We start from the raw sequence: 25,050 nt of genomic DNA, 5'->3' as shown, positions 1-25,050 counted from the left end.
GCCAATCCGCGATGCTGGCAATATAGCATTGCTGATGGCGCCAGGATGTAATCAACAGCGGCTGCCCGTAGGGCAGCCGCATGGGCCTTGTCGTTTAGAAGCTGTACTTGGCCGTCAGCATCATGTTGCGTGGGTTGCCGTAGGCGTCACCGCCGTAGCTGGCGGAGTTGGCAATGGAAGAGTAGTAGCGACGGTCGAAGATGTTGTTGGCGTTGAGCTGCAGGTCCAAGTGCTGGTTGACCTTGTAGCCGGCCATCAGGTCGGTGACTGCGTATGCGCCTTGTTGCAGGCGATAGGTGCTGCCGTTGGTCAACGCAATGTCGTTGTACATGCGGCTCTGCCAGGAGAGGTTACCGCCCACTCGCAGTTTTTCCAGCGGGCCCTGGAAGTTATAGCGGGTGGTGACCTTGAACAGGCGCTCCGGGGTGTCGGTGTCGTATTGCTTGTTGACCTTGGCCGGGCTGGCCGGGTCTTTCACGGTGTGGGTGCGCGCGTAGGTAAAGCCACCGCCGACCTGCCAGTTTTCGGTGAGCGCACCTTGCAGTTCGAAGTCGATGCCCTGGCTGCGGATCTCGCCCGACGCTTCGTAGCAGGAGGTCTGCGGGCAATTTTGGACGTAGACCTGGGAGGCACGGTTTTCCTGGTCGACGCGGAACAGTGCCACGCTGGCATTCAGCGCGCCGTCCAGGTATTCACCCTTGATGCCCACCTCGTAGTTCTTGCCGACAATCGGCTTGACCGGCGTACCCGAGACATCCTTGGAGCTTTGCGGGGTGAAGATGTCGCTGTAGCTGACGTAGACCGAGTGATGGTCGTCCAGCTCGTAGATCAGGCCGGCGTAGCGCGTGAGGTTGCGGGTGACCTTGTAGTCGCCATCGCTGCTGTCATGGGCATCGTAGTCATACCAGTCCAGGCGCGCGCCGAGGATCAATTTCAACGGGTCGGCCAGGCTCAGGCGCGAGGTCAGGTAGAAACCATCCTGGGTGGTGACTTCGCGGGTGTCGGTGGTGTTGACGAAATTCGGCTTGCCCGCCGTCAACGGCCAGTTGGTGTTGTAGGGGCTGTAGTCGTGGGAGTTCATGTCGTAGATGCGTCGGCTGGCGCCCACGACCAGTTCGTGGGTACGCCCGAACGCTTCGAAGGGGCCGCTGGCGAAGGCGTCGATACCGGCCTGGTTTTCGTCGTAGGCGGCCTGGTACACGGTGCGCGCCGGGGTGTTGGCGGTCCAGCGGGACTGGTAGGAACCCGAGAACAGCGCGTTCTGTTCGGCGTAGTTGGCGTTGACCTGCAGGTTCCAGTCATACCCCAGGCGCTGGCGCAGTTCGGCGAATACCGTGTTGATCTCCTGGTCCTTGTTTTCCCAGTCGGTACCGGGGTTGTAGGAGCGGGGCAGGTTCAAGTGGTGGCCGTCCTGGCCGACCATCGACGAACCCCAGAAGTAGTTGGTCTTGTCCTTCTGGTTCGAGAAGCCCAGGGTCAGGGTCGTGTCTTCGCTCAGGTCGGCTTCGGTGACCGCGTAGAACAGGCCGTGGTATTCCTCGGCATTGTCGATGAAGCTGTTGGCATCGCGATAAGAGGTGACGACCCGGCCACGCCAGGTGCCGCTGTCGTTGAGCGGGCTGGAGGCGTCCAGTTCGCCACGGTAGTCGTCCCAGCTGCCGGCGGCGCCGGTGAGGGTGACTTTCTGCTCGTCGAGCGGGCGCTTGCGGATCATGTTGATGGCCGCCGACGGGTTGCCTGAGCCGGTCACCAGGCCGGTGGCGCCGCGAACGACTTCAACGCGATCGAACATTGCCAGGTTCGGCTGGGCGCCTACGGATACACCGTTGTAACCGCTCGGAATGCCGTCATACATGAGGTTGTCGATGTCGAAACCCCGGGATGTGTAGGACTGTCGACCAGGGCCGTTGGAGAAGTTGAGGAACAACCCCGGCGTGTTCCTGACCACGTCGTTGATGCTGGTCATGGCCTGGTCATCCATGCGCTGGCGTGTAATCACGGTGACGGCTTGCGGGGTTTCACGCAGGGTGAGGGGGAGTTTGGTAGCCGTCGACATCGAGCCTGTGGTGTAGGACTCAGAACCTTCGGTGGTCGCGCCCAGCACCGGCTGCTGGCCGGAAATCTCGGTGGCCCCCAGTTCCAGGGTTGTCGCAGGTGCTTCTGCCTCAGCTGCAAACGCCACCTGGGACGTCGCAAGACAGATCGCCATGGCCATCAGACTGGGTGAAAAACCTTTGCCGCCGTGTTGTTGCACAGACATGGAACGTACTCTCCCCGAGTCGCCGTCCCTAGCGAATAATAAAAGTGTTGATAATTATTCGCATCAGTGTGACAGAACATTTCATTACAAAAAAGCCTTTGGGAATAATTGGTTAACGAAACTTTCACATCCTCAATGATGGCTTTTCGCCAAGATCCTGGCGGGGCGCACGTCGTTATTGGCTCTCGCGCCCGCCAGACCGTCGTCGGTATTTCAAAGATGATCCGCGTCAATCACCGCCTTGGCGAAGGCCTCGGGTGCTTCCTGTGGCAAGTTGTGACCGATACCGCCGCTGATCAGCCGGAACGCGTAAGGGCCAGTGAAACGCTTGGCATAATCCTCGGCTGCCGGGTGCGGTGCGCCGTTGGCATCGCCTTCCAACGTGATGGTGGGTACACCAATGGAAGGGTTTTGGGCGGCAAGGGCTGTTGGCCTGCTGCCTGGTTGCCGATCAGGTAGCCACTGACCGACACCAGCGCCTTGACTCGCTCAGGCCACAATGCCGCGACAATATCCGCCCAGCGCGCGCCCCAGTCGTAGCCGCCCAGTACCGCTTGCTGAATGTGCAACGCATCCATGAAGTCGATGACGTCGCTGGCCAGTGCCGCAGGCTGGGCTTGAGGGCACCCAGCGTCGATTGACTGAAGGTTACGGAAGGGTTGAGCACGGCTGGCCTGTTTCAGGAAACCTGCGGGAGTAAACGCTGTGTATCGCAGGGGCCTTTGGACACACTGCGATACACGGCGGCGGTCAGAAATCCAACCTCGCGCCGACCGTGAGTTGACGACCGTTGAACGCGTTGCTGTCCAGGCTGCGCCCGTAACCCAGTTCGCTGTACACACTGAGGTCATCGGCGATACGCAATGAGGCGCCCATGCTCAGGTCCATCGTGGTGGATTTCTTCTCAGTGTCGATGTCGTACACACCGTTGAAGACCACGGTGTCGCGGCCTGCATTGTTGTGCCACACGTTGACCCTGGCATAGGGCTCGAAAGGCATGCCTTGAACCAGATAGTCGCCGCGTACACGGACACCCAAGCGCGTGGTGAGGTTGGTCGGTGACTTGAATGTCACGTCCGAAACCCCATCATTCTGGCGGTCCAGCTTGGTCTTGCTGACGATCAGCTGGACTTGAGGTTCCACCACCCAATTACGGGCCAGTTGCAGGGGGACGCCGGCCTCAGCCGACGCGGTCACGTCATGACCCCGGGCATCCATCTTGCCCCCTCGGTACGATTCATTATTGCCGTTGAAGCGGGTGCCCATCAGCACCAGGTCCAGGTAAGCCTGGTTTGCGCCGATGAGTGTCCAGTAGACCCCCAGGCTGTCGCTGCGCAGGGTTGTCTTGCCCGCTTCCTTGTCTTGCCAGCCGCCGTTGAAACCCTTCACGTCGCCTTTGAGCCGGCTGTGCCCGACAAACACGCCCGCACGCTGGGTGGTGCCATCGGCATCGGTACTGGCAACCACATCCGTGCCGACCTGAAAGCCCCTGACCGAGCTGTCCAGCGTCGGGTTGACCGTGCCCTCGAAACGCTGACGGCTGCTGCTGCCGTAGACACGTCCCCAGCCGGCCGGCAGTGTGCCGAGTTGCCGTTGTTGGGTCTGCTCGCCCATGCGCTGATGGAAGGTGCCAAGCATGCCGCGGACCAATTGCCGGGTGGCGGGAAAGAGCGCGGCATGCAGCGATACCTCGGGGCGATAGAGGGGGATTTCCTTGTCGCCCGGCTCAGGCAGCGGATCGCCGGGGCCGGGTGTTGGCAGCGGCGCAATGATCACCGGTCCAGGGTCCACGACCGGAATGGTCGAGCGCAAGTAGTAGTTGTCTGCTGTACCGGCCGTCACGCCACCTTTGAACAGACGATAGTCAAACGCGCCGGCGGAAATCGCGCCGCCCTGGGTGAAGGCCGTGCCTGCACCGGTAGCACCATTGAGGGCTTCCACCACCAGGATACCGTTCTGTTGCGTGGCCGCACCGGCGCCATTCAGGTTGGTGACAAACAGGCTGGTGGTGCCCTGGAGCGCACCGGCGCTAACCACCAGTTTGTCGCTGGCGGAGCTGTCGTCGCCCAATACCGATTGCAGCTTGAGTTGGCCGCCGGTGCCGTTGTAGTTGCCATTGATTCTGAGGGTGTCGGTAGCGGTGGTGCTGTTGGTGATCATGTCAATCACCCCGCGATTGTTCAACGTCACCCGTTGGGCCGGATCAAAGGATGTAATCACCCCGGTGCTGACCAACAGTGAACTGCTGCCATTGAGGTTCATGACACCGGTGCCCGTGCCGGAATCTCCAAGCGTGAAGGTGCCGCCGAGCCTCAGCGTTGCATTGCTGTCCAGATTCACCGTTTCAAAATTCGTGTACCGCTCTGGCGTGGCCAGTTGGCTGTTATCGAGGGTCAGCGTATCGACGCCCAGACCACCATCCAAGATGGGGGTAGTGGCAACGTTTGCTTCCACCAGGTTCTGTAACAGCGCGACGTCGTTATCACCCCCTAACTGGATGAAACCGTTGACTTGTCCCCCTCCGATCCACTCGAATCGATCATTGCCCACGCTCGTCAGAATCTGCCCATTCACCGTGCCACCGGTGATGCGGACGAGATCGGTACCGCCGCTGACGCTGATGTTGCCGCCGATGTAGCTGGTGCCTGAGACCAGGATGGTGTCATTGCCAAAGCCGGTCACGAGGTTATTGATGATCGTGCCGCCTTGCATATCGAACAGGTTGTCATCGAGCAGCATATTGACTCGACCAATGCTGCCGCCGGTCATTTTCGCGCGGTCGCCTGAAAGAAACGCTCCCGTAATGACCCCGGCATTCATGACGAAATCGTCCAGGCCGTCACCCTGGTCTACATCGCCCAGGATCAACCCGCCACTCATGGCAAAGCTGTCCACGCCAGCACCCTGAAGTACCGCGCCAATTGTGCCGCCGCTGAACTGCACGATATCCCGGCCAGTACCCTGTATCACCGAACCGGTGATGGTTCCGTTGTTCATCTGGAAAATGTTGTCGCCGTCGCCCTGATTGAGGGAGCCGTTAATCTGCATGCCCGTACTGCCGGCGTCGAGCAACGTGACGATGTCGATACCCGATCCAAAGGTGACATTTCCTGCGATGTTGCCGGTTGCGCTCAGATTCAACGTGTTGTTGCCACCCGTGTCGACAAACCCCGCTGCGATACCGCTGTCGCAGGTGTAGGTGTCATCGCCTGCCGTGGGGACGATGACACAGGCGCCGTAGGTGACTGACGGGCAGGTGATCAGGGCTGTGGTGCAAGCGATGCTGAAGTACAGCGGGGCAATTGTGCGTGCGCGCATAATCCGTCCTCATCGAGCGGAAGGGTGCCCCCACCCCTGCGAGGGCAGGCGCGGGCCAGACCATGACAACGTGACGCGCGATACGGACCAGGAACTGCGCTTTACCCGTCCTCAAAACACCGGCCAATGCAAAGGGTTGGCATGGCTTTCTCGACTGCACATCAACCGGTGCAGTGACTTTTCAACCTTAGACTATGCACCGCGGGACGCCACTGTGAGAAATAACAGGTACAGACGAGTCCACTCACACCAGCACGATTTCATAGGGTTCGCGCATTCGCTCGAGCAGCACCTGCGCCAACATCGGCGCCAGACCGATCTGCGGGTCCCCCGCCAACTGGCTGGCGAACGCATGGGCGGCATGCAGTTTGCGCGCGACGTTCCAGGCATCCAGCGGCACCTTGCGTGCCCGCTGCCACGGGAACACGGCGCCTTCGCGGGCGGGCCAGTGCCACGCCCAGATCGGCAATTCATACAGGTGCGCCCCCACCACGTTGCACGCCACGGCGCTGGCGCGGCCGACCGCGTCGTGGTCGTCGTTGCCGTCGTTGCGCCATGTGCTGAACACCACGTCGCCGGGTTGCAGATAACGTGCGATGAATTGGCTCAACTGAGGCTCGCGGGCTGCCAGGCCGTTGTCGCAAAAACCACCGCGAATCCACTTCAACAGGTGCAGCGGCATGCCCAGGCGCCGCAGCGCCTCGGCGCTTTCCTGAGGGCGCACGACACTCAAGCGGGCGGCGGGCCAGAGTTGTGAACCGGGGTGGCTGGCGCTGCCGTCGGTGATCGAGATCAATTGCAAGGGGTGTTCGAGGTCGCTCAACAGTTGCAGCAAGCCGCCACACGCCAGCACTTCATCACCTGGGTGAGGGGCGACGATCACCACGCGGGCGCCGCTGGGCACCAGTGAGTTCACGTGGCGTGTTGGGATTTGCGCCATCTGCGGCGCGCTGTTCCAGATTTGCGCCGGGCCACGGCGGCCGTCGTTCGAGGAAGCTGGTTTCATGGGGGTCACATCCGTGTCGATCAATGCGGGGGCGTGCTATGGCCTGGCTTCCAACCATGGAATGCCAGGGCGTCCTCAGCATAGACAAGGATCGGCGGCCTTTCTGTCGTGATCTTTCGATTTTTCAGGTGGCGTGTACCAGCCCCTTCAAATAGTCGCCGAAACCACCCCGAGCGCGGGCGTCCAGGCGCGCACTGGTGATGACTTGCGGTGAATGGCTCCAGGCGATGGACGCACCGCAGCGCTCCAGGTCGCGCACCAATTGCACATCTTCGTGGCAGGCCAGGGGCTCGAACCCGCCAGCCCGAACATAGGCGCCGGCACTGATGCCCAGGTTGGCGCCGTGAATATGGCGATGCCCGTCGCACGCCTGATAAGCCTGCTGGTAGCGGATCTGCGCCTCCGGGTCGAAGCCTTCGCTCCAGGCGTCCACCGTGACCGTGCCGCACACGGCGTCGACGCCCAGCGCGAGCTGCGCCACCAGCCAGTCGGGCGCGACACGGCTGTCGGCATCCGTGCAAGAGATCCAGCGCGCGCCCTGGTTGAGCAAATGCCGCGCACCCACACCGCGTACGTGCCCGACGTTGCGCGCCTGCACTTCCACGCAGTGCACCGCGAACCCCTCGGCAATCCGGGCGCTGGCGTCGCTGCAACTGTCGAGCAACACCAGCACCTGCACGTCCTCGCCCAGCAGTCCCGGGTGGTTGGCGGCGACCAACGCGGCGTGCAGGCAGTCGCCGAGCAACAGCTCCTCGTTGTGCACCGGAATCAGCACGCCAATCATCGCAAGCCCTCCAGGCTGGCTACCGAAGTCGCGTCGCGGCCCCACAGGTCGAGCAGAAAGTCAGGTTCGTGGTGGCTGGCGACCACCGGCATGTCCAGCCGCTCGTGGAGTAGGCCATGCACCTGTTCGGCGGTTTGCGGGCAACCTTCGATGGGCGGGCGCCAATGACAGGCGAGCAACTGGCCGTCCGGGGTCAGTGAGGCGAGGGCGAGCTTGATCAGACGGCCCAAATCATCCGCATCCAGGTAGTAACCCAGTTCACTCAATACGATCAGGTCGAAACGCCCTGCCGGCCATTGACCGGGCAGGCGGCTCTGCTGAACGTGAGCGTGCGGGAAACCCAGTAAGCGGTTGCGTGCCAGGCCCACGGCTGCTTCAGCAGTGTCGCAACTGAGCAGGCGGTCACATCGCGGGGCCAACTCGAAGCTCAATTCGCCATTGGCACAGCCAGGCTCGAAGATCGAGCCATACCGCGGGCGCGTCAGCAGCGCCAGGGTCAGTGCGCGCTTGCGCCGCTCGTACCAGCGCTGGCGGAAGGCCCAGGGATCATCGTTATCGGCAAACAGTTGATCGAAATACGGCGTGGTTACGCTCATACAAATACCACCTCAAAGGGCTGTAGCAGGCGCTCGACCACGTAGGGCGCCAATACCGGCGGCAGTCCGATCAGCGGGTCGCCTTCCAACTGGCTGGCAAAGGCGTGGATGGCATGGCGTTTGCGCGCCACCGCTTCGCAACTCAGCGGGATCTTGCGCGCGCGGTGCCAGGGCACCTGGCTGTCCTCGGGGGTCGCCCAGTGCCAGGTCCACACGGGCAGTTCATACAAGGTTGCACCGACGGCCGAGGCGGCACCGGCACTGGCACGGCCTACAGCTTCGTGATCGCAGTGGCCATCTTCACGCCAGGTGGTGAATACCACGTCTGTCGGTTTGAGGTGGCGCTGGATGAACTGCATCAGCTCGGTCTCACGGGCAGCCACCTGACTGTCGGCAAAGCCTGCGCGCAACCATTTGAGGCTGTGCAACGGCAAGCCCAACCGGTGAAGGGCCTGCGCCGATTCCTGGGGGCGCACCACGCTCAGGCGCTCCACCGGCCAACGGCGGGAGCCCGGATGACTGGCGCTGCCGTCGGTCACGGAGATGAGCTGGATCGGCCGCCCCAGCGATGCCAACCCTTGCAACAACCCGCCACATCCCAGCACTTCATCGTCGGGGTGCGGAGCAATGACCACCGCGCGATGGCCTTCGGGTACCAGCGCCTCAATGCTGACGTGCGGCAACTGCGCGATGTGCGCCGAACTTTGCCAACGATGCAGCGGCGTGCCTTGGCCAACGATGGGGTTGGGTCTCATAGCTGCCACCTCCCTGTGGAGTCTTCTGTGACGCCTTCACCGAGTGCCGCCAAATCGCGTTCGGCATGGCTCTGGCGCAGATACACCGGCAGGTCGGCCATTAATTGGGCGAAATGCGCGTCCTTGCAGTACGGGCCTGCGCCCACGGCACGGCCGACGTGATGGATCACTTGCTCGACAGTGTCTTCAATGGCGGCGCGCGCTTGCTGGGCCCATTGCCGGGCATCGGCACGCGGTGCGCGGTCCACCTGTTCGGCACTGGCACGCAGCACGCAGGCGGCACTGTTCAGGGCACTGTCGACGGCGCCCAAGTGGGCGAGGGCGTGCGGCTCGGGCCGCTGACGGCATTGCTCGCGCAGGAACTCCGCCAGGCGTTGCGCCCCACCGTACCAGCAGGCGGCAATGCCGATGCCGCCGTGCCAGAACCCCGGCCGAGTGAGGTAATCGCCGGGACCGCCCACGGCCACCCCGGCGACATTGTCGAATACCACCTCAACACTGCCGGTGGCCGCCATGCCCACCGCATTCCAGCCCTCGGTCGTCACGCAAACCCTCGGCTGATCCATCTGGACCGCCACGAGTTGCTGGCGGTCCAGCTCGTCCCAGGCCGTCAAGAGCCCGTGACTGACCACGGCCGCCCCCGAACACCAGGCCTTGCGGCCCTCGACGACCAGGCGCTGGCCCTCACGGCGCACGCGCACCTTTGCCGACGGCGGCTCCGCCGCCCACATGCCCCAGGTACTGCCCAGAGGCGGTAGCGGGCTGCGCAGTTCCGCGATGATGGCAAGGGCATCGGTATGCCCTTCGAACAATTTGCACAGACGCAGGTCATGCCCGGCCACCTGGGCCAGGCGGCTGAAGCGTTCGAGTGTCTGGCCGCCGCCGGGCAGCGGCAGTTGGTCCAGGCCTTCTTCCTGAAGCGCCTTCAGGGCTTCGCCGAGGGCGTGCGTGTCCGCATACCCCCGGTAGCCTTGAAGGAATCCATGCAGTGCCATGTCACACCTCGTCGTCGCGCTGAAGCTCGAACAACAGCAAAGAACGCCCGGTCACCGCGTATTCGTGATCGAACTCGAAACGTTCCTGACCGCGAATGGCCGGGTCATTGGTGTCCAGCATGCAGGTCCACGACTGACCTTCCGGCACCTCCGGCAAACGGAAGTTGACCAGGTCATGGTGGGCGTTGACCACCAGCAGCAACGTGGCGTCAGCACCCGGCCGGCGTATCCCGGTCTCCTGGGCGCGACCATCCATCAGCATGCCGAGGCAGCGACCGTGACTGTCTTCCCACTGCTCGATGCTCATTTCATTGCCATCCGGCGCCAGCCAGGTGACATCCTTGACGCCGATGTCTTCGTTGTAATCGCCGACTAGGAAACGGCCGCGACGCAGGATCGGGTAAGTCAGGCGCAACTTGATCAGGCGCTTGACGAACTTGAGCAGCGCCTTGCCGTCGTCATCCAGGTCCCAGTTGACCCAGCCAATTTCACTGTCCTGGCAGTAGGCGTTGTTGTTGCCGTGTTGGGTGCGGGCGAACTCATCCCCCGCAACGATCATCGGCGTGCCCTGGGCCAACAGCAGGGTGGCGAAGAAGTTGCGCATCTGGCGCAAGCGCAGCGCGTTGATTTCCGGGTCGTCGGTAGGCCCTTCGACGCCGTGGTTCCAGGACAGGTTGTTGTTGCTGCCGTCCTGGTTGTTTTCATCGTTGGCTTCGTTGTGCTTGTCGTTGTAGGACACCAGGTCGTGCAGGGTAAAGCCATCGTGGGCGGTGATGAAGTTCACCGAGCTGTAAGGCCGGCGACCACGGTGGTTGAACATTTCTCCCGACGCCGTCATGCGCGCGGCGAAGTCGGCCAACTGGCCGTCGTCGCCTTTCCAGAACGCGCGCACGGTGTCGCGGAAGCGATCGTTCCATTCCACCCAGCCTGGCGGGAAGTTGCCTACCTGGTAACCGCCAGGGCCGCAATCCCAAGGCTCGGCAATAAGTTTGAGCTGGCGCAATACCGGGTCCTGGCGACACGCGACGAGGAAGCTGTGACGCTCGTCGAAGCCGTCGCGATAACGCCCGAGGATGGTGGCAAGGTCGAAGCGGAAGCCGTCGACGTGCATCTCGTTGGCCCAGTAGCGCAGCGAGTCGGTGACCATCTGCAGCACGCAGGGGTGGCTGAGGTCGAGGGTGTTGCCGGTGCCGGAATCGTTGATGTAGAAGCGCTTGTCATCCGGCATCAGGCGGTAGTACGAGGCATTGTCGATGCCGCGCATCGACAGGGTCGGACCGCGCTCGTTGCCCTCGGCGGTATGGTTGTAGACCACGTCGAGGATCACTTCGAGCTTCTGCTCGTGCAGGTGCGCAACCATCTCCTTGAACTCGGCGATCTTGCCGCTGGCCAGGTAACGTGGATCGGGGGCAAAAAACGCAATGCTGTTGTAGCCCCAGTAGTTGGTCATGCCCTTTTCCAGCAGGTGCTGGTCGTTGACGAAGGCGTGTACCGGCAGCAGCTCAACCGAGGAAATACCCAATTGGCGAATGTGTTTGAGCACATCGTCTTCCATCAGCCCGGCGCAGGTGCCGCGCACCGATTCACCCACCGAAGGGTGGCGCATGCTGATGCCGCGCAAATGGGTCTCATAGATGATGGTGCGGTCCCACGGCACGCGCACCGGCTGGTCGTTGCCCCAGGTGTGGGCGGGGTCGATCACCTTGCACTTGGGCACGAAGGGCGCACTGTCGCGTTCGTCGAAACTGAGGTCGTCGTCCGGATGGCCGATGGTGTAGCCGAACAGCGCTTCGGACCATTTGAGCTCGCCCACCAACTGTTTGGCGTAGGGGTCGATCAGCAGTTTGTTGTGGTTGAACCGGTGGCCGTTGGCCGGGTCGTAGGCGCCGTATACACGGTAGCCATAGATCAGCCCGGGGTGGGCGTCAGGCAGGTAGCCGTGGAAGGTTTCGTCGGTGTATTCAGGCAGTTCGATGCGTTCCAGCTCGACTTCGCCGGTGTCGTCGAACAGGCACAGCTCGACTTTGGTGGCGTTGGCCGAGAACAGCGCGAAATTGACGCCCAGACCATCCCAGGTGGCGCCGAGGGGGAAGGGCAAACCTTCACGAATCCGCGACGGCTCGCTGCCCGGCGTAGAAGGGGTCTTATGGGGTTTGCTCATGGTGTTGCTCCTGCAAGGGTATTTTTTCTAGGCGAACGCGGCCGTGCTGACTGGGCGTCAGGCAGAACAGTGATTGGGGGTGCAATACCTCTGTGGGGGGGGCAACCCCCCGCCCACAGAGGTCCGAGGTTCAGCTGGCGGGCTTGCGCGGTGCCTTGGGTTTTTTCTCGGCCGGTGGCTTGGCCGCGGGTGCTGGCGCAGGCTTTGGCTTGGCAGCGGCCTTTGGTTTGGCGGCTGGCTTGGGCTTGGCCTTTGAGGGCGTCAGCGCTTCGGCCTCGGCCAATTTGCGTGCCATGTCCCAGTGACGCGCGTCCTGGCCATGGGGTTTGCCTTCCGATTCCCAGATCTGATGCGCCAATTCGCGGATACGTTTGTCTTCAGTACTCATCACAATGCTCCTCACAGAAAATTTTCAGCTTTCTTGATCATCAGGATTGATAAAGACATTGACCGGGAAATCCCCCAGGGCAGCGCTGATCAACAGCTCCTTGTCTGGTGTGACTGCGCCTGTTTGAAAAAGTCCCTTCCAGTTTAATGTTGGCACGGCGAACGGTAATTTCACCCGCGTATCGCCCCAAACCTGAGCACTGATGCGCGGTTTTACACTCTTTTCCAGCAACAGGTGGGGCCAGCGCGGCACCACCACTATCAGCCGCTTGCCCTGATGTTCACGCATGAACGCCACCACCCGTTCGGCATGCTTGCCGACCACTTCAAGGGGCACATAACTGCCCTGGCGCAACAACGCCGGGTAGGCCTTGCGCAACCCGAGCGCCTGGGCAATCAGGGCCTGCTTGATACGGCCATCTCGCCAGTTGAACAACAACTCACCCATATCCTCCTGGTTGGCCAATGCGCGTTGACGCGCGGCGTAGTCCACCGGGCGCCGGTTGTCCGGGTCCACCAGGCTGAAGTCCCAGAACTCATCGCCCTGGTACAGGTCTGGCACGCCCGGCACGGTGATGCGAAGCAAGGATTGCGCCAGCCCATTGAGGGCGCCGGCCGGAGCAATGGCCTGCGCGGCAGCGGCGATGGACGTGCGCAGCGGCAAGCCTTCAGCACTCAATAGCAGGCGCGACAGGAACTTCTCCACGCTGTGTTCATAGGCCTCGTTGGGTGCACTCCAACTGCTCTGCAATTTGGCTTCACGCAGCGCTTTTTGTTGCCATTGCCACACGCGCTGTTGGTAGGCTTCCAGGTCTGGCTTGGCGTCCAGCGGCCAGCTGCCCAGCAACGCCTGATACAGGATCAGCTCATCACCCGCCGACGGCGCAGTGTCGTCGTCGCGCAACGGTTGCGCCAGCGTGCGCCAGTGCTCCACCTGCTCGGCGTACCAAGGTGCGCACTCACTGAGCACGGCCAGGCGTGCGCGGGTGTCTTCGCCCCGTTTGTGGTCATGGGTGGCAGTGGCCAGCAGGTTGTCCGGGAAAGCCTGCAGGCGCTGCTGATTGACGGCGTGGAAGTCCACCAGCGGCGCGCTGAATTGCTCGGTACTGAAGCCGACATCGTTGCGCGACAGCAGCACCGCCGAACGATAGAACGCCGTGTCTTCGACTGCCTTGGCGGCGGCGGGCGAGGTCAGTTGCTGGAAGCGCACGCAGGCGTGCTTGAGGATCTTGCGCTCGCGGCCCACCGGCCGATTGCGCCAGGGCTGGCCGCCTAGCCATTTTTCCAGGTGCTCCAGCACCGGCCAGTCGCCTTCGCCCAAGGTACTGCGCGCGCCATCCATGGCCTGCTGGAACACGGTGTCGTCGGCGGCGCTGCGGCCACGGGCGCTGATGTAGGTGCGGTACACCGGGAAATGCACGATCAGCTCCTGCAACGCGCGGCGGATCGCGCCCAAGGTCAGGTCGCGGGTCATCACATCGTCGCGCGCCACCTGCAGCAGGGCCTGGGCGACACTTTCAAAATCGCCGCCGAGGGAACCGTTCAGAATCTGCTGGCGCGCCAACCGGGCTTCTTCGATAAAGGCTGACGGGCGCTCGCTGTGGCGTGCCCACAGGGAAGCCAGCGGTTCAAAACCGTCCGGGTGATGTTGCAGCAACGACAGCTGGTTCATGAATTCATAGCCGGTGGTGCCGTCTACCTGCCAGTCTTCGCGCAGGGTTTCACCTTCTCCGAGGATCTTTTCGACAAAGATCGGCAAATGCCGACCAGGCGCAAGCGCGTCCACGCGGCGCCGCAGTTTGCGGCAATACCCGCGCGGGTCGGCCAGGCCGTCGATATGGTCGATGCGCAGGCCATCCACCAGGCCCTGACTGATCAGGTCGAAGATCTTGCCGTGGGTGGCTTCGAACACTGCGCTGCGTTCGACCCGCAGGCCGCCGAGCTCATTGACGTCGAAGAAGCGCCGCCAATTGATATCGTCTGCCGCGGTGCGCCAACTGGCGAGGCGATAGGTCTGCTGCTCCAACAGGTGGTGCAGGCGGTCGAAATCGAATGCGGCCAGTTGCTCCTCGATGGCGCGCCGAACCGTCGGTTCGGTGGCGCGTTCCGCCAGGGCCTGTTTGAGCCAGGCAGCCTCGTGATAGGCGTCGTCTTGATGGGCGAGGGCGTTGAAGCGCTCGGACAACGGTTCGAGCTGCGCATCGTGGCCCAGGATCAGGGCGTAGTCCCGTGGGCAGATGGGAAAGCGATGTTCGTAATGCTCGACGTAGAACGCGCCGTGTTCGGCATCGAATTGCAGGGTCAGCGTGCCGCTCTGCAAGGCTTCGCCGTAGTCGCTGCCCAGGAACGGCATCAGCAGTTGGCCTTTGAGCAGCGGGTCTGGGGAGTGCCACTGGATATCGAAAAATTCGCTGTAGGGACTCAAGCGGCCCCATTCCAGCAAGTCCAGCCACCAAGGGTTATCGGCGCCGCCCACGGCCATGTGGTTGGAGACGATGTCGAGGATCAGCCCCATGTCGTGCTCACGCAGCGCCGCGACCAGCCGCTGCAGTGCGGCTTCACCGCCTAGCTCGGGGTTGACGCGAGTCGGGTCGACCACGTCGTAACCGTGCATGGAACCCGCGCGGGCGCTGAGCAATGGCGAGGCGTACAGATGACTGATTCCCAGCCTGGCAAAATACGGCACCAGCGGCACCGCGTCATCCAGGGTGAAGCCCTTGTGAAATTGCAGGCGTTGGGTGGCGCGCAGCGGCAGGGCGATCATCGGTCACGCTCAAAGGCCTGATTGCGCGCCACCGCCAGGAGTTCAAGGCGGCGGGCAGCGTTGTCGTTGTCGAGCAGCGCAGAGGCTTCCCCCGTCAAACGACGGCGCCAGTTGGGGTGGGTGTCGATGGTACCGGGCAGGTTGGCCTGCTCCTCGACGCCGAGGGCGTCTTCCAGCGGCAACAACACCAGCGGTGCACGGGTGTGGCCCAGGTAACGCACACTGGCGTCGATCATATGGTCGGTCTCGTTGCGGATTTCGTCGACAAAGTTCTGTGGGTCCTGGCTCAACGCCTGGCGCAGTGCCTGGCGTTCGCGCAGGCGGTGTTCGCTCCATTGCTCCACGGTGGGTGCATCGATCAGGCCCAGCTGGATATTCCAGTCGATATCGCGGCTGTGCCACCAACCGTTGAGCGTCGGCAAGTCGTGGGTGCTGGTGGTGGCGAGGGCGTTGTCCGGCCAGTCGAGGATCGGTTTGAAGTGACCGTCGTGACCTTGCTCGAACAGCAACACGCGCATGCCCAGGATCGAGCGGCCGCTGAGTTTTTCGCGCAGGCCGTCAGGCACGGTACCGAGGTCTTCGCCAAGCACGATGGCCTGGTGGCGGTGGGATTCGAGCGCGAGCAAGCGCAGCAGGTCATCCACTGGGTAATACAGGTAGGCGCCTTGTTTGGGCGAGGCGTCCATGGGGATTACCCATAGGCGTTGCAGGCCCATGACGTGGTCGATACGCAGGCCGCCGGCGTGGGCAAAATTGGCCCGCAGCATTTCAATAAAGGCGCGAAAGCCATTGCGCTTGAGGCCTTCCGGCGAGAACGCGGAAATCCCCCAACCCTGGCCGGCACGGTTGAGAATATCCGGCGGCGCGCCCACGGTAAGGTCGGCGAGCAGCTCATCCTGACGGCTCCAGGCCTGGCTGCCACCGCCGTCGGCGCCCACCGCCAGGTCGGCGATCAAGCCGACGCCCATGCCACTGCCACGCGCGGCTTGTTGCGCACGTTCGAGGCAGCGAGCAATCAGCCACTGGCCGAAGGCGTAGTAGCCGATCTCGTCAGCGTGGGTTTCGGCAAAGTGCACCAGTGCCGGGCTTTGCGGGCTACGCCATTCTTGCGGCCAGTGGCGCCAGTCGAGGTCTTCACCGGCCAAGGCGCGTTCGGCCTGCACCGCTTCGAAGCGACAGTGGTTTTCCAGGGCCTCACCGCCGGCCTGGCGGAAGCTCAGGAAGTCGGCGTATTGCGGGTGCTGGCCTCGGCGAAAGTCTTCGTAAAGCGCGCGAAGCAGGCGTTGCTTGGCCTTGGCGGCAGCGGGCCAGTCGATCAGGCCCACTTGTTCCAGATCGCGAAGCTCGTCCTGGAGCCCCAGGTCCTCGATGGCGTTGCGCACTTCGCGCTCGCCAAGGATGCAGCTCGGCGAGGCATACAGGCTATTGAGAAAGAGCCGGCTGGACGGCGAATACGGGCTGTAGCGACCGGTGTCGGCACTGAACATCGCATGCATCGGGCTGATCGCCAGCGCATCGGCACCGCGTTCGGCGGCCGAGCGCGCCAGGTGTTCCAGTGCCAAGGTATCGCCGAAGCCGCCATCGCCGAGGCGGCGCAGGGCATAGAGCTGGGCACTGAGGCCCCAGGCGCGGGCGGGCTGGCTGCCGACCGCTTCGGCGACGCTGTAGCAATGGGTGGGGGCGACGGCGAGGGTGAACGTCTGGTCGCCGATGTGCACCTGGTGATAACCCAGGGCAATCACTCCGGGCAGCACGGCATCGCCGTCGAGGCGCAGTTCCAGGGTTTCGCCGTCTTCAAGGCTGACCCGGCACAGGGTGTCGGCTTCGAAGTAGCGGGCCAGGTCCAGGCCGTCGCCACTGTCGATGGTCATCAGCTGTGGCAGGTGCTTGTCTTGTTGGGCCTGTTCCAGTTCCTGCAGGCTGATGTTGATCTGTTCATCAGTGTCGGCCGGGTGGCCCAGGCCCTTGAGCACGGCGCGCAGGGCGTCGGGGGCTACACGTTGCGGGCGGCCGTTGGCGTCGATCCAGTCAACGGCCAGGCCCGCGCGGCTGGCGAGGATTTCCAGGTTCGCTTCACTCAAGGTTGCTCTCCAACAGGGGATAGGGTGACGCGTGCGCTGAAAGGCGGCAGTTGCGCACCTTGTTCGGCAGGCGTTTGGAACAGGACGTGGGCGCTGGCGGGAAGATCGAGGGCGGTAGCACCCAGGTTCAGGTCGATCTGCAGCAGGCTGCCATCGCCCAGGCGCCAGCGCGCGGACACCGCACCGTCGGCCAGCACCTGGGCGCCCAGCGCGAGACTGCCGGGCAAGTGCGGCACCAGATGGCGGTGGCGCAGGCTGAGCAATTGGCGATACAGCCGGCTATGCGGATGATCGGTAAACGCAGGGCTCGAGTGTTCGAAGGTCGCTGGCGCGTTGGGGTCCGGGATGCGTTCGCGGCGCTCGGGGTCCTGGAACGCGGCGAAGTCGGCGAACTCACTGCGCCGACCTTCACGCACCGCCTCAGCCAGCTCGCCGTGGTGGTCGGTGAAGAACAGGAACGGCTCGCTGGCATTGACTTCATCGCCCATGAACATCAACGGGATCATCGGTGACATCAGCAACAACGTGGTCGCGGCCTCCAGTGCCTGAGGCGAACACAGCTGATGCAGGCGCTCGCCCAGCGCACGGTTGCCGATCTGGTCGTGGTTCTGCAAAAACAGCACAAAGGCGCTCGGCGGCAGGTGGCCGCTGGGCTCGCCGCGGGTATGGCCATGTCGGGTGATATCGCCCTGATAGATGAAGCCTTCACTCAGGCAGCGTGCCAATTTGGCGGTGGTGTCTTTGGCGAAGTCGCTGTAGTACGCGTCGGATTCACCGGTGAGCAATACATGCAACGCGTTGTGGCCGTCGTCATTCCACTGGGCATCGAAATCCTGTTCCAGCAGGTTGGCCTGGTTGAATTCATTCTCCAGCACCAGCCAGACGTGGCGTCCCGTGTTCACTTGTTCGCGCACGCGTTGCGCCAGCTCCTTGAGGAACCCCGGGTTGTCGATGGCGTGCACGGCGTCCATGCGCAGGCCGTCAAAGCGGTACTCCAGCAGCCACATCAGTGCGTTGTCGAGGAAGAAATCCCGCACTTCACGGCGATCGAAGTCAATGCCAGCACCCCACGGGGTGTGCACGTCTTCACGGAAGAAACCCTGGGCGTACTGGCCGAGGTAGTTGCCGTCCGGGCCGAAGTGGTTGTAGACCACGTCGAGGATCACCGCCAGGCCATGCTCGTGAGCGCTGTCGATCAGGTGCTTGAGCTGTTCAGGCGTGCCGTAGGAGGAGTGGGGTGCGTAGGGCAAGACCCCGTCGTAGCCCCAGTTGCGTTCACCGGGAAATTGCGCCAAGGGCATGAATTCGATGGCGGTGATGCCGAGCTCAGCCAGGCGTGGCAGGTGTTTCTCGACGCCGGCATAACCGCCCATGGCGCCGACATGCAGTTCGTAGATCACCGCCTCGTGCCACGGGCGGCCTTGCCAATGGCTGTGTCGCCATTGATAGGCGAGCGGGTCGACTACCAGGCTCCAGCCATGCACGTCCGAGGCCTGGGCCCGGGACGCCGGATCGGGGACATCCCGTTCCCCGTCGATATTGAAGCGGTAGAGCGTGCCCGCCGGGCACGCTATTTCAGTTTCGAACCAGCCGTCTGCCTGGGGCAGCATGGCTACGGGCTTGCGGTGTTCCAATTCAACGCTGACGTAATACGCGTCTGGCGCCCACAGGGCAAAACGCGTGTGTTGCGCGTCCAGCATAATTGCGCCGTGGGGCCAGGTTTCCAGAGTCCGTGACGGCATCTACAAAAACCTCCCTTGATTATTTAGCGGATTTCCCCAGGGCCTTGGCCACAAGTTGTTCGTACAGTTCGGCGTAGGGTTCCACCGCCTGACACCAGTTGAAGGGCTGGGTCATGGCGCGGCAACGCATGGCGTTGAGCAGGGCGGGAAAGGCGAACACCTTGAAGGCGCGGCTCAGGGCTTCTTCGTAACTCTCGACGGTGGATTCATTGAACAGGAAGCCAGTGACGCCGTTCTCGATGGTGTCCGCCAGGCCACCCGTATTCCGGGCAACGGGCAACGAGCCGAAGCGCTGGGCATACATCTGGCTGAGGCCGCACGGCTCGTAGCGCGATGGCATCAGCAGGAAATCGCTGCCGGCGAACATGCGGCGCGCGTCGGTTTCGTTGAAGCCGATCCGTACACCCACCTGACCCGGGAAGCGCAGGGCCAACTCGCGCATGGCCTGCTCTTCTTCCGGCTCGCCACGGCCGATGATCGCGATCTGGCCGCCGTTCTCGACAATAAAGCTGGCCACCGCTTCAGTGAGGTCCAGGCCTTTCTGGTAGACCAGGCGCGAGACTACGGCGAACAGCGGGCCCTTGGACGCATCCAGGCCGAACAGTTCACGCACGTGCCCGGCGTTGATCGCCTTGCCGTCCCAGTCGCCAATATTGAAGTTGTGTTGCAGGTGCGTATCGGTGGAGGTTTCCCAGCTTTCATCGATGCCGTTCGGAATACCGCTGAGCAGACCCTGCTGGGTCTTGCTGGCAAGGAAGCCATCCAGGCCGCAGCCGAATTCGGGGGTGGTGATTTCCTGGGCGTAGGTGGCGCTCACCGTGGTGATGTGGCTCGAATACGCCATACCGGCCTTGAGGAACGACATTTTGCCGTAGAACTCCATGCCCTCCTGTTGCAGGGCGTGGGGCGGGATTCCCAGCTCCGGCGTGGAGGCCAGGCTGACCACGCCTTGATAGGCCAGGTTATGAATGGTGAACAGCGTCGGGGTGCGTGACCCACGCCAGTGCATATAGGCCGGCGCCAGGCCGGCGGGCCAGTCGTGGGCGTGCACCAGGTCCGGGCACCAGTGAATCTGCGCCAGGTTCGCAGCGATGTCGGCGGCCGCCAAACCCAGCCGGGCGAAACGGATATGGTTATCCGGCCAGTCGCGGCCATTGTTGGCGCCGTAGGGGGTACCTTCACGCTCGTAGAGCTCGGGGCAGATCAGTACATAGATGACCAGGCCGTCCTTGAGGTCCATGCGTCCGATCTTGCACGGCGGCAGCGCCGCGTGGCCACCCAGCTCACCAATGATGTGGATCGGGTTGTCGCTTTCCATGACCTGCGGGTACCCGGGGATCAATACCCGCACATCGTGCAAGTGCGCCATGGCGCGGGGCAGGGCAGCGGAAACGTCGCCAAGGCCGCCGGTTTTGACCAGATCGGCAAATTCCGATGTGACAAACAGCACTTTTTTGCGATTTGGGTTCTGACTCACGATCGGCCGCACAGTGTTCGGCAGGTCGGCCAACGAGGTCGGACCCCCTACCGGCTGACTGAAGCGCTCTCCCTGAGTATCTACTGCGGCACTGATCATAATTCTCTCCCACATATTGGTAGGCTGATGGCCCGCTGCCACCAGCTCCGATGACCGCATCCTGCGGTCAGGCGCACAAGCACTGTACAAACTGGCAAGGCGTATGCCAGTTGCACGGATTGCGAAAAAAGATTGGATGGACGGGCATTTGCCGTCATATACCGGCGCATGCCTTACCTTAAAACTGGACCTACGGCAGGGTTGTAAAGTTTAGATTTTTTGCGGGGTTTTTGTTTTGGATCGGACCCATCGGTCATGAGTCTAGGACAGATCCTAGAGCCTGTAGGGTTTGTGAGAGGATTTTGTAGGACAAAAAACTTGTAACCTTATGCAGCTCTGGCAAATCGCTAAACGTTGCTGCTTGCGTGTGGGCAAGGTGCTTGCTCCGGCTGGGGCCGGTAGCGGCCCCAAAACAGGTCTGATGCGCAGCCCAAGGGGAGCAGGCTCCCCCGCCACAAGAAGGCGTTCGCCCCGGTTTGGTGCATTAGCCCAGCACGCGAATGGGCGCGCCGTTCGACCAGGCCACGATGTCTTCGAGCATCTGCTGGTAGAACTGCCGGTAATTCTGCTCGCTCACATAGCCTACGTGCGGGGTCGCCAGCACATTGGGCAGGCGTCGGAACGGGTGATCCAGCGGCAACGGCTCCTCGGCAAACACATCCAGGGCCGCGCCGGCCAGGCGACCGTTCTCCAGTGCCTGTACCAAGGCTTGCTCGTCCACGATTGGCCCCCTTGCCGTATTGACCAGGCGCGCCGTAGGTTTCATCCAGCTCAGCGCCTCGGCATCCACCAGCCCGCGACTGCGCTCGCTGAGCACCAGGTGCACGGTAAGAATGTCGGACTGTTCGAACAGTGCCCGCTTGCTGACCCAGGTCACGCCGGTTTCGGCGGCGCGCTCCGGCGTGAGGTTTTCACTCCAGGCGATCACCCGCATGCCAAACACGTGGGCGAACTGTGCAACCTTTTGGCCGATGCTGCCCAGTCCCAGAATGCCCAGGGTCTTGCCATGCAGGTCGCCGCCGAGGCCGATCTGCCATCCGCCCGCTCTCAGGGAGTTGGCTTGCGCCAGCAGGTCGCGGGTGGACGCCATGATCAACGCCCAGGTAAGTTCCGGTGCGGCCTGTTTGTAGCTGTCGGTACCGCACACTTGGATGCCCAGGGCCTTCGCGGCGGGAATGTCGATGGCGGCATTGCGCATGCCGCCGGTCACCAGCAATTTGAGCTTGGGCAGACCGTGCAGCAGCGCCTTGTCGAACGTGGAGCGCTCGCGCATCACGCAAATCACGTCGAACTCGCGCAAACGCTCGATCATCGTCGCGGTACCCGCCGGGTAATCGTGCAGGAAATGCAACTGGCCGACAGCCTCCAGGGCTGACCAGTCCACCACGCCACGCGCCACCCGCTGCCAATCATCGATGACTGCAATCTGTACCGACATTCACGCGAACCTCAAAAAGGGTTGGACTAAAGGGCGTTCAGGCCCTGTAACAGCGCTTGGTGAAACTTGGCCGGTTCTTCCATCTGCGGCGCATGCCCCAATCCCGGGAATTCCACCAGGGTGGCGTGCGGAATCAGTTTGGCCACGTGTTTGCCCAGCACCTGATAGTCGCCCAGCTTCGCCTTCACGGCGGGCGGCGCGAGGTCTTTGCCGATGGCCGTGTTATCGGACGTACCGATCAACAGCAGCGTCGGCATTGGCAGGTGCTTGAACTCGTAGTAGACCGGCTGGGTGAAGATCATGTCGTAAATCAACGCTGAGTTCCAGGCGACCCGTTTATGGCCCGGGCCGTTGCTGAGGCCCGCGTACATGTCCACCCAGCGCTCGTACTCCGGCTTCCAGCGCCCGACGTAATAGGTATTGAGCTGGTATTTGCGGATCCCGTCGGCATTCACCTTCAGTTCACGCGCATACCATTGGTCGACGGTGAGGGAGGGCACACCCAACGCCTTCCAGTCTTCCAGACCGATAGGGTTGACCAGCGCAAGTTGCTCGGTTTGTGCCGGGTACATCAGGGCGTAACGGGTGGCGAGCATGCCGCCGGTGGAGTGGCCTAGGAGCGTGGCCTTTTGGACACCAAGTTTTTCCAGCAACTGGTGGGTGTTGGTTGCCAGCTGCTGGAAGCTGTACTGGTAATGCTCAGGCTTGCTGGAGCTGCAGAAGCCGATCTGGTCCGGTGCAATCACGCGGTAGCCGGCCTCGGTGAGCGCTTTGATCGAACCCTCCCAGGTGGCGCCGCAGAAGTTCTTGCCGTGCATCAGCACCACGCTGCGGCCGTTGGCCTGACCGCTGGGCGGGACGTCCATATAGCCCATCTGCAACGTTTCACCCTGGGATGTGAATTCAAAATGCTTCAGCGGATAGGGGTATGCGAAGCCCTGCAGTTCGGGGCCGTAGCTGGCGGCCAGCACAGGGGTGACGCTGGCTGTGAACAAGCCAGCGGTACAAAAAGCGCGGAACAGAGACATGGGCGGGGCTCCTGAGTCAGTGCCCGGATGCTGTTGCGAGGGGATTAAGTGGGGATTAACACCCACTGCAAGGTCACCGCAGCGAGCACCCCATAGCGCGCACTTTTGGCCAGCGTCACCAACAGCAGAAACCGCCAGAAAGGCTCGCGCATGACCCCAGCCACCAGCGTCAACGGGTCGCCAATGATCGGCACCCAACTCAGCAACAAGGTCCAATGCCCCCAGCGCGCGTAATGTTGGCGGGCTTTTTCCAACTGCCGGTCATTGACCGGAAACCAGCGCCGCGCCTTGAAATGCTCGACCCAGCGCCCGAGCCACCAATTCACGACCGAGCCGAGTACATTGCCCAGGGTGGCAACACCCAGCAACCACCACAGGCTGTAATGCCCGCTGAGCAACAGGCCCACCAGCACGGCTTCCGATTGCAGCGGCAGCAAGGTCGCGGCGCCAAACGCCGCGAAGAATAACCCCAGGTAACCCGCGATCATTGCGCCGGGTATTCAGCCACCACCACGTCCTTGCCTTCCCGGGTCAGGCCGATGACTTGATAGGCCTCGCTGTGCCCGTCGACTTCCATGCCCGGCGAACCCATCGGCATGCCCGGTGCAGCGATGCCCAGCAGGTCGTCGCGCTTGCGCAGCGCCAGTACCTGATCGGCAGGTACGTGGCCTTCGACGAACTTGCCGTCGATCACGGCGGTATGGCATGAGCCCAGGCGCGGGGCGACACCGAGGCGTTGCTTGACCGCACTCATGTCCGCTTCCACATGGTCGTTGACCTTGAAACCATTGCTTTCCAGGTGGCTGATCCATTTTTTGCAGCAGCCACAGTTGGCGTCGCGGTGTACGTCGATGGGGATCAGGTCGGCAGCCTGGGCCAGTGTGGTGGTGAGGAGGGTAGCCAGCAAGGCGACGCGCAGAGGGGTTTTCATGAAGGGCTCCGGTGCAGGAGAAGGCTTGGGATGGCGGCGATCATGACGACGTCATCGCAGGCAAGCCAGCCCCTGCAGGATCGGAGTGTTTCCAAATTATACGAAGGCGGGGTTCTCGAGGCGGTGCTTGAGCTGGTCAAGGGCAATGCCCGAGAGTTCGATCATGCGCTCGTGCAAGGTCACTAATTGCAATTCGGTTTCATAGATCAGGATGCGTTTGAACAGGGTGCCGTTATTGAAGGGGCGCAGGAAATAATGAATCGAGCCGTCAACGGCCAGGGAGGTGAAGACGGTCTTGAATTCACTCGGGCGCCGGGTGATCTGTACGCGGTAGCTCATGGGCATGCGCACGCCGAGCAAGTCGACCATCTCGGTGAACCGCGCTCCGGCGGTGACTGATCCCGTGGTGCCGGTGTCGGCGCTGAGGGATGTGGGATGCCATTCGTGCCAGCGATCCGGTTGGGTGACGTAGTCGTAGACGGTTTCGATGGGGGCCTGGATAAAACGTTCCTGACTGATCCGCTCCAAGCGGATCGACTGCTCGGCAGCGCGCATGGCACACCTCCTGTGCGACTTGGAACTGTCAGAATAGTCCGACTCCCGCGCTTTGCACGGGAGCAGCCGATCAAGTGATCAACGGACTTTGAAGCGTCCCATCAGCGCAATTACCCGGCCATTGGCGTCCAGCAGGCTTTGCGTATTGGTTTCGGTGGCCTGGCCGCTTTGCACCAACTCTTCGACCATTTGTCGGATTTGCACCATGCTGCGGTTGATCTCCTCGGTCACCGCGCTCTGCTGTTCGGCGGCCGTGGCGATCTGGGTGCTGAGGTTGTTGATGTGGCTGACCGAGCCCGCCATCTCATCCAGCCCGGTGTTGACCCGCGCCGTGGCATCCGCCGCCGATTGGCAGCTGGCCTGGGTATTTTCCATGGCCGCCACCGATGAACTTACGCCGCTGGTCAGGCGTGCGAGCATTTCGTTGATCTGCGAGGTGCTGGCCTGGGTGCGGGCGGCGAGGGCGCGGACCTCATCGGCCACCACCGCAAAGCCGCGGCCCTGTTCGCCTGCGCGCGCGGCTTCGATGGCGGCGTTGAGGGCCAGCAAGTTGGTCTGGCCGGCAATCGCGCCGATCACCCCAAGGGTTTCAGTGATACGCGCAGCGTCCTGGCGCATGTTTTCCACACTGTGAGTGGCGCTGGACACTTCGCCGATCAAGGCGCTGACGCTG

At 62.6% G+C, this 25,050-nt stretch carries 18 protein-coding genes and 2 pseudogenes; all 20 read right to left on the bottom strand.

Annotated elements, in window-relative coordinates; all coding sequences use genetic code 11:
* Window positions 1-94: 94 nt before the first annotated feature.
* Complete coding sequence (locus CQ041_RS07100) at window positions 95-2,260, bottom strand: TonB-dependent siderophore receptor (RefSeq protein WP_105521746.1); 2,166 nt, start codon at window positions 2,258-2,260, stop codon at window positions 95-97.
* Between the two features lie 213 nt (window positions 2,261-2,473).
* A pseudogene (locus tag CQ041_RS07095) lies at window positions 2,474-2,874 on the bottom strand (alpha/beta fold hydrolase); the annotation flags it as partial.
* 136 nt (window positions 2,875-3,010) lie between these two features.
* Window positions 3,011-5,578, bottom strand: coding sequence for an autotransporter outer membrane beta-barrel domain-containing protein (locus CQ041_RS07090; protein ID WP_105521745.1), 2,568 nt, complete (start codon window positions 5,576-5,578; stop codon window positions 3,011-3,013).
* A 244-nt stretch (window positions 5,579-5,822) separates the two neighbouring features.
* On the bottom strand, window positions 5,823-6,584 hold the full coding sequence (locus CQ041_RS07085; protein ID WP_105521744.1) for a PIG-L deacetylase family protein: 762 nt from the start codon (window positions 6,582-6,584) through the stop codon (window positions 5,823-5,825).
* Window positions 6,585-6,708: 124 nt separating this feature from the next.
* Window positions 6,709-7,368, bottom strand: coding sequence for a glycosyltransferase family 2 protein (locus CQ041_RS07080; RefSeq protein WP_105521743.1), 660 nt, complete (start codon window positions 7,366-7,368; stop codon window positions 6,709-6,711).
* Window positions 7,365-7,964 (bottom strand): SAM-dependent methyltransferase, encoded by a 600-nt coding sequence (locus CQ041_RS07075; RefSeq protein WP_105521742.1) that lies wholly within the window; start codon window positions 7,962-7,964, stop codon window positions 7,365-7,367. The genes CQ041_RS07080 and CQ041_RS07075 overlap by 4 nt, the downstream gene beginning before the upstream one ends.
* Window positions 7,961-8,719 (bottom strand): PIG-L deacetylase family protein, encoded by a 759-nt coding sequence (locus tag CQ041_RS07070; protein ID WP_105521741.1) that lies wholly within the window; start codon window positions 8,717-8,719, stop codon window positions 7,961-7,963. Before CQ041_RS07070 ends, CQ041_RS07075 begins: the two co-directional genes overlap by 4 nt.
* Complete coding sequence (locus CQ041_RS07065; RefSeq protein WP_105521740.1) at window positions 8,716-9,714, bottom strand: acyl-CoA dehydrogenase; 999 nt, start codon at window positions 9,712-9,714, stop codon at window positions 8,716-8,718. Before CQ041_RS07065 ends, CQ041_RS07070 begins: the two co-directional genes overlap by 4 nt.
* Window position 9,715: 1 nt before the next feature.
* A complete protein-coding gene (gene glgX, locus CQ041_RS07060) occupies window positions 9,716-11,875 on the bottom strand; it encodes a glycogen debranching protein GlgX (RefSeq protein WP_105521739.1) in 2,160 nt (719 codons plus the stop codon).
* Between the two features lie 130 nt (window positions 11,876-12,005).
* Window positions 12,006-12,263 (bottom strand): DUF2934 domain-containing protein, encoded by a 258-nt coding sequence (locus CQ041_RS07055; protein ID WP_105521738.1) that lies wholly within the window; start codon window positions 12,261-12,263, stop codon window positions 12,006-12,008.
* A 24-nt stretch (window positions 12,264-12,287) separates the two neighbouring features.
* Window positions 12,288-15,026 carry a malto-oligosyltrehalose synthase gene (locus CQ041_RS07050; RefSeq protein ID WP_105521737.1) on the bottom strand — a complete coding sequence of 913 codons (2,739 nt, stop codon included), beginning with the start codon at window positions 15,024-15,026 and terminating at the stop codon, window positions 12,288-12,290.
* Entirely contained in the window at window positions 15,023-17,107 is a 2,085-nt protein-coding gene (gene malQ / locus CQ041_RS07045) for a 4-alpha-glucanotransferase (protein WP_105521736.1), read from the bottom strand. Before malQ ends, CQ041_RS07050 begins: the two co-directional genes overlap by 4 nt.
* Complete coding sequence (gene treZ, locus CQ041_RS07040) at window positions 17,104-18,849, bottom strand: malto-oligosyltrehalose trehalohydrolase (RefSeq protein WP_105521735.1); 1,746 nt, start codon at window positions 18,847-18,849, stop codon at window positions 17,104-17,106. The genes malQ and treZ overlap by 4 nt, the downstream gene beginning before the upstream one ends.
* Before the next feature lie 19 nt (window positions 18,850-18,868).
* The gene (gene glgA / locus CQ041_RS07035; RefSeq protein WP_105521734.1) at window positions 18,869-20,425 is read right to left on the bottom strand and encodes a glycogen synthase GlgA; all 1,557 of its coding nucleotides are present in this window, start codon (window positions 20,423-20,425) and stop codon (window positions 18,869-18,871) included.
* 484 nt (window positions 20,426-20,909) lie between these two features.
* On the bottom strand, window positions 20,910-21,863 hold the full coding sequence (locus CQ041_RS07030) for a D-2-hydroxyacid dehydrogenase family protein (protein ID WP_105521733.1): 954 nt from the start codon (window positions 21,861-21,863) through the stop codon (window positions 20,910-20,912).
* Window positions 21,864-21,889: 26 nt separating this feature from the next.
* Window positions 21,890-22,891, bottom strand: coding sequence for an alpha/beta fold hydrolase (locus CQ041_RS07025; protein ID WP_105521732.1), 1,002 nt, complete (start codon window positions 22,889-22,891; stop codon window positions 21,890-21,892).
* Between the two features lie 44 nt (window positions 22,892-22,935).
* Window positions 22,936-23,379, bottom strand: a complete 444-nt coding sequence (locus CQ041_RS07020) for a YqaA family protein (protein ID WP_105521731.1) — start codon at window positions 23,377-23,379, stop codon at window positions 22,936-22,938.
* Window positions 23,376-23,822, bottom strand: coding sequence for a DUF411 domain-containing protein (locus CQ041_RS07015; RefSeq protein ID WP_105521730.1), 447 nt, complete (start codon window positions 23,820-23,822; stop codon window positions 23,376-23,378). The genes CQ041_RS07020 and CQ041_RS07015 overlap by 4 nt, the downstream gene beginning before the upstream one ends.
* Before the next feature lie 96 nt (window positions 23,823-23,918).
* On the bottom strand, window positions 23,919-24,377 hold the full coding sequence (locus CQ041_RS07010; protein ID WP_105521729.1) for an SRPBCC family protein: 459 nt from the start codon (window positions 24,375-24,377) through the stop codon (window positions 23,919-23,921).
* 78 nt (window positions 24,378-24,455) lie between these two features.
* Window positions 24,456-24,977 (bottom strand): annotated as a pseudogene (locus CQ041_RS26755) (methyl-accepting chemotaxis protein); the annotation flags it as partial.
* Window positions 24,978-25,050: the final 73 nt, after the last annotated feature.

The sequence above is a fragment of the Pseudomonas sp. MYb60 genome (genome assembly GCF_002979555.1).
Lineage (GTDB): Bacteria > Pseudomonadota > Gammaproteobacteria > Pseudomonadales > Pseudomonadaceae > Aquipseudomonas.
This window is presented reverse-complemented; position numbering and strand designations above follow the sequence as displayed.

What these genes read in the sequence shown, in the direction of transcription:
- CQ041_RS07100 (WP_105521746.1), bottom strand. Translation starts at nt 2,260, where the DNA reads ATGTCTGTGCAACAACACGGCGGCAAAGGTTTTTCACCCAGTCTGATG.
- CQ041_RS07090 (WP_105521745.1), bottom strand. Translation starts at nt 5,578, where the DNA reads ATGCGCGCACGCACAATTGCCCCGCTGTACTTCAGCATCGCTTGCACC.
- CQ041_RS07085 (WP_105521744.1), bottom strand. Translation starts at nt 6,584, where the DNA reads ATGAAACCAGCTTCCTCGAACGACGGCCGCCGTGGCCCGGCGCAAATC.
- CQ041_RS07080 (WP_105521743.1), bottom strand. Translation starts at nt 7,368, where the DNA reads ATGATTGGCGTGCTGATTCCGGTGCACAACGAGGAGCTGTTGCTCGGC.
- CQ041_RS07075 (WP_105521742.1), bottom strand. Translation starts at nt 7,964, where the DNA reads ATGAGCGTAACCACGCCGTATTTCGATCAACTGTTTGCCGATAACGAT.
- CQ041_RS07070 (WP_105521741.1), bottom strand. Translation starts at nt 8,719, where the DNA reads ATGAGACCCAACCCCATCGTTGGCCAAGGCACGCCGCTGCATCGTTGG.
- CQ041_RS07065 (WP_105521740.1), bottom strand. Translation starts at nt 9,714, where the DNA reads ATGGCACTGCATGGATTCCTTCAAGGCTACCGGGGGTATGCGGACACG.
- glgX (WP_105521739.1), bottom strand. Translation starts at nt 11,875, where the DNA reads ATGAGCAAACCCCATAAGACCCCTTCTACGCCGGGCAGCGAGCCGTCG.
- CQ041_RS07055 (WP_105521738.1), bottom strand. Translation starts at nt 12,263, where the DNA reads ATGAGTACTGAAGACAAACGTATCCGCGAATTGGCGCATCAGATCTGG.
- CQ041_RS07050 (WP_105521737.1), bottom strand. Translation starts at nt 15,026, where the DNA reads ATGATCGCCCTGCCGCTGCGCGCCACCCAACGCCTGCAATTTCACAAG.
- treZ (WP_105521735.1), bottom strand. Translation starts at nt 18,849, where the DNA reads ATGCCGTCACGGACTCTGGAAACCTGGCCCCACGGCGCAATTATGCTG.
- glgA (WP_105521734.1), bottom strand. Translation starts at nt 20,425, where the DNA reads ATGATCAGTGCCGCAGTAGATACTCAGGGAGAGCGCTTCAGTCAGCCG.
- CQ041_RS07030 (WP_105521733.1), bottom strand. Translation starts at nt 21,863, where the DNA reads ATGTCGGTACAGATTGCAGTCATCGATGATTGGCAGCGGGTGGCGCGT.
- CQ041_RS07025 (WP_105521732.1), bottom strand. Translation starts at nt 22,891, where the DNA reads ATGTCTCTGTTCCGCGCTTTTTGTACCGCTGGCTTGTTCACAGCCAGC.
- CQ041_RS07020 (WP_105521731.1), bottom strand. Translation starts at nt 23,379, where the DNA reads ATGATCGCGGGTTACCTGGGGTTATTCTTCGCGGCGTTTGGCGCCGCG.
- CQ041_RS07015 (WP_105521730.1), bottom strand. Translation starts at nt 23,822, where the DNA reads ATGAAAACCCCTCTGCGCGTCGCCTTGCTGGCTACCCTCCTCACCACC.
- CQ041_RS07010 (WP_105521729.1), bottom strand. Translation starts at nt 24,377, where the DNA reads ATGCGCGCTGCCGAGCAGTCGATCCGCTTGGAGCGGATCAGTCAGGAA.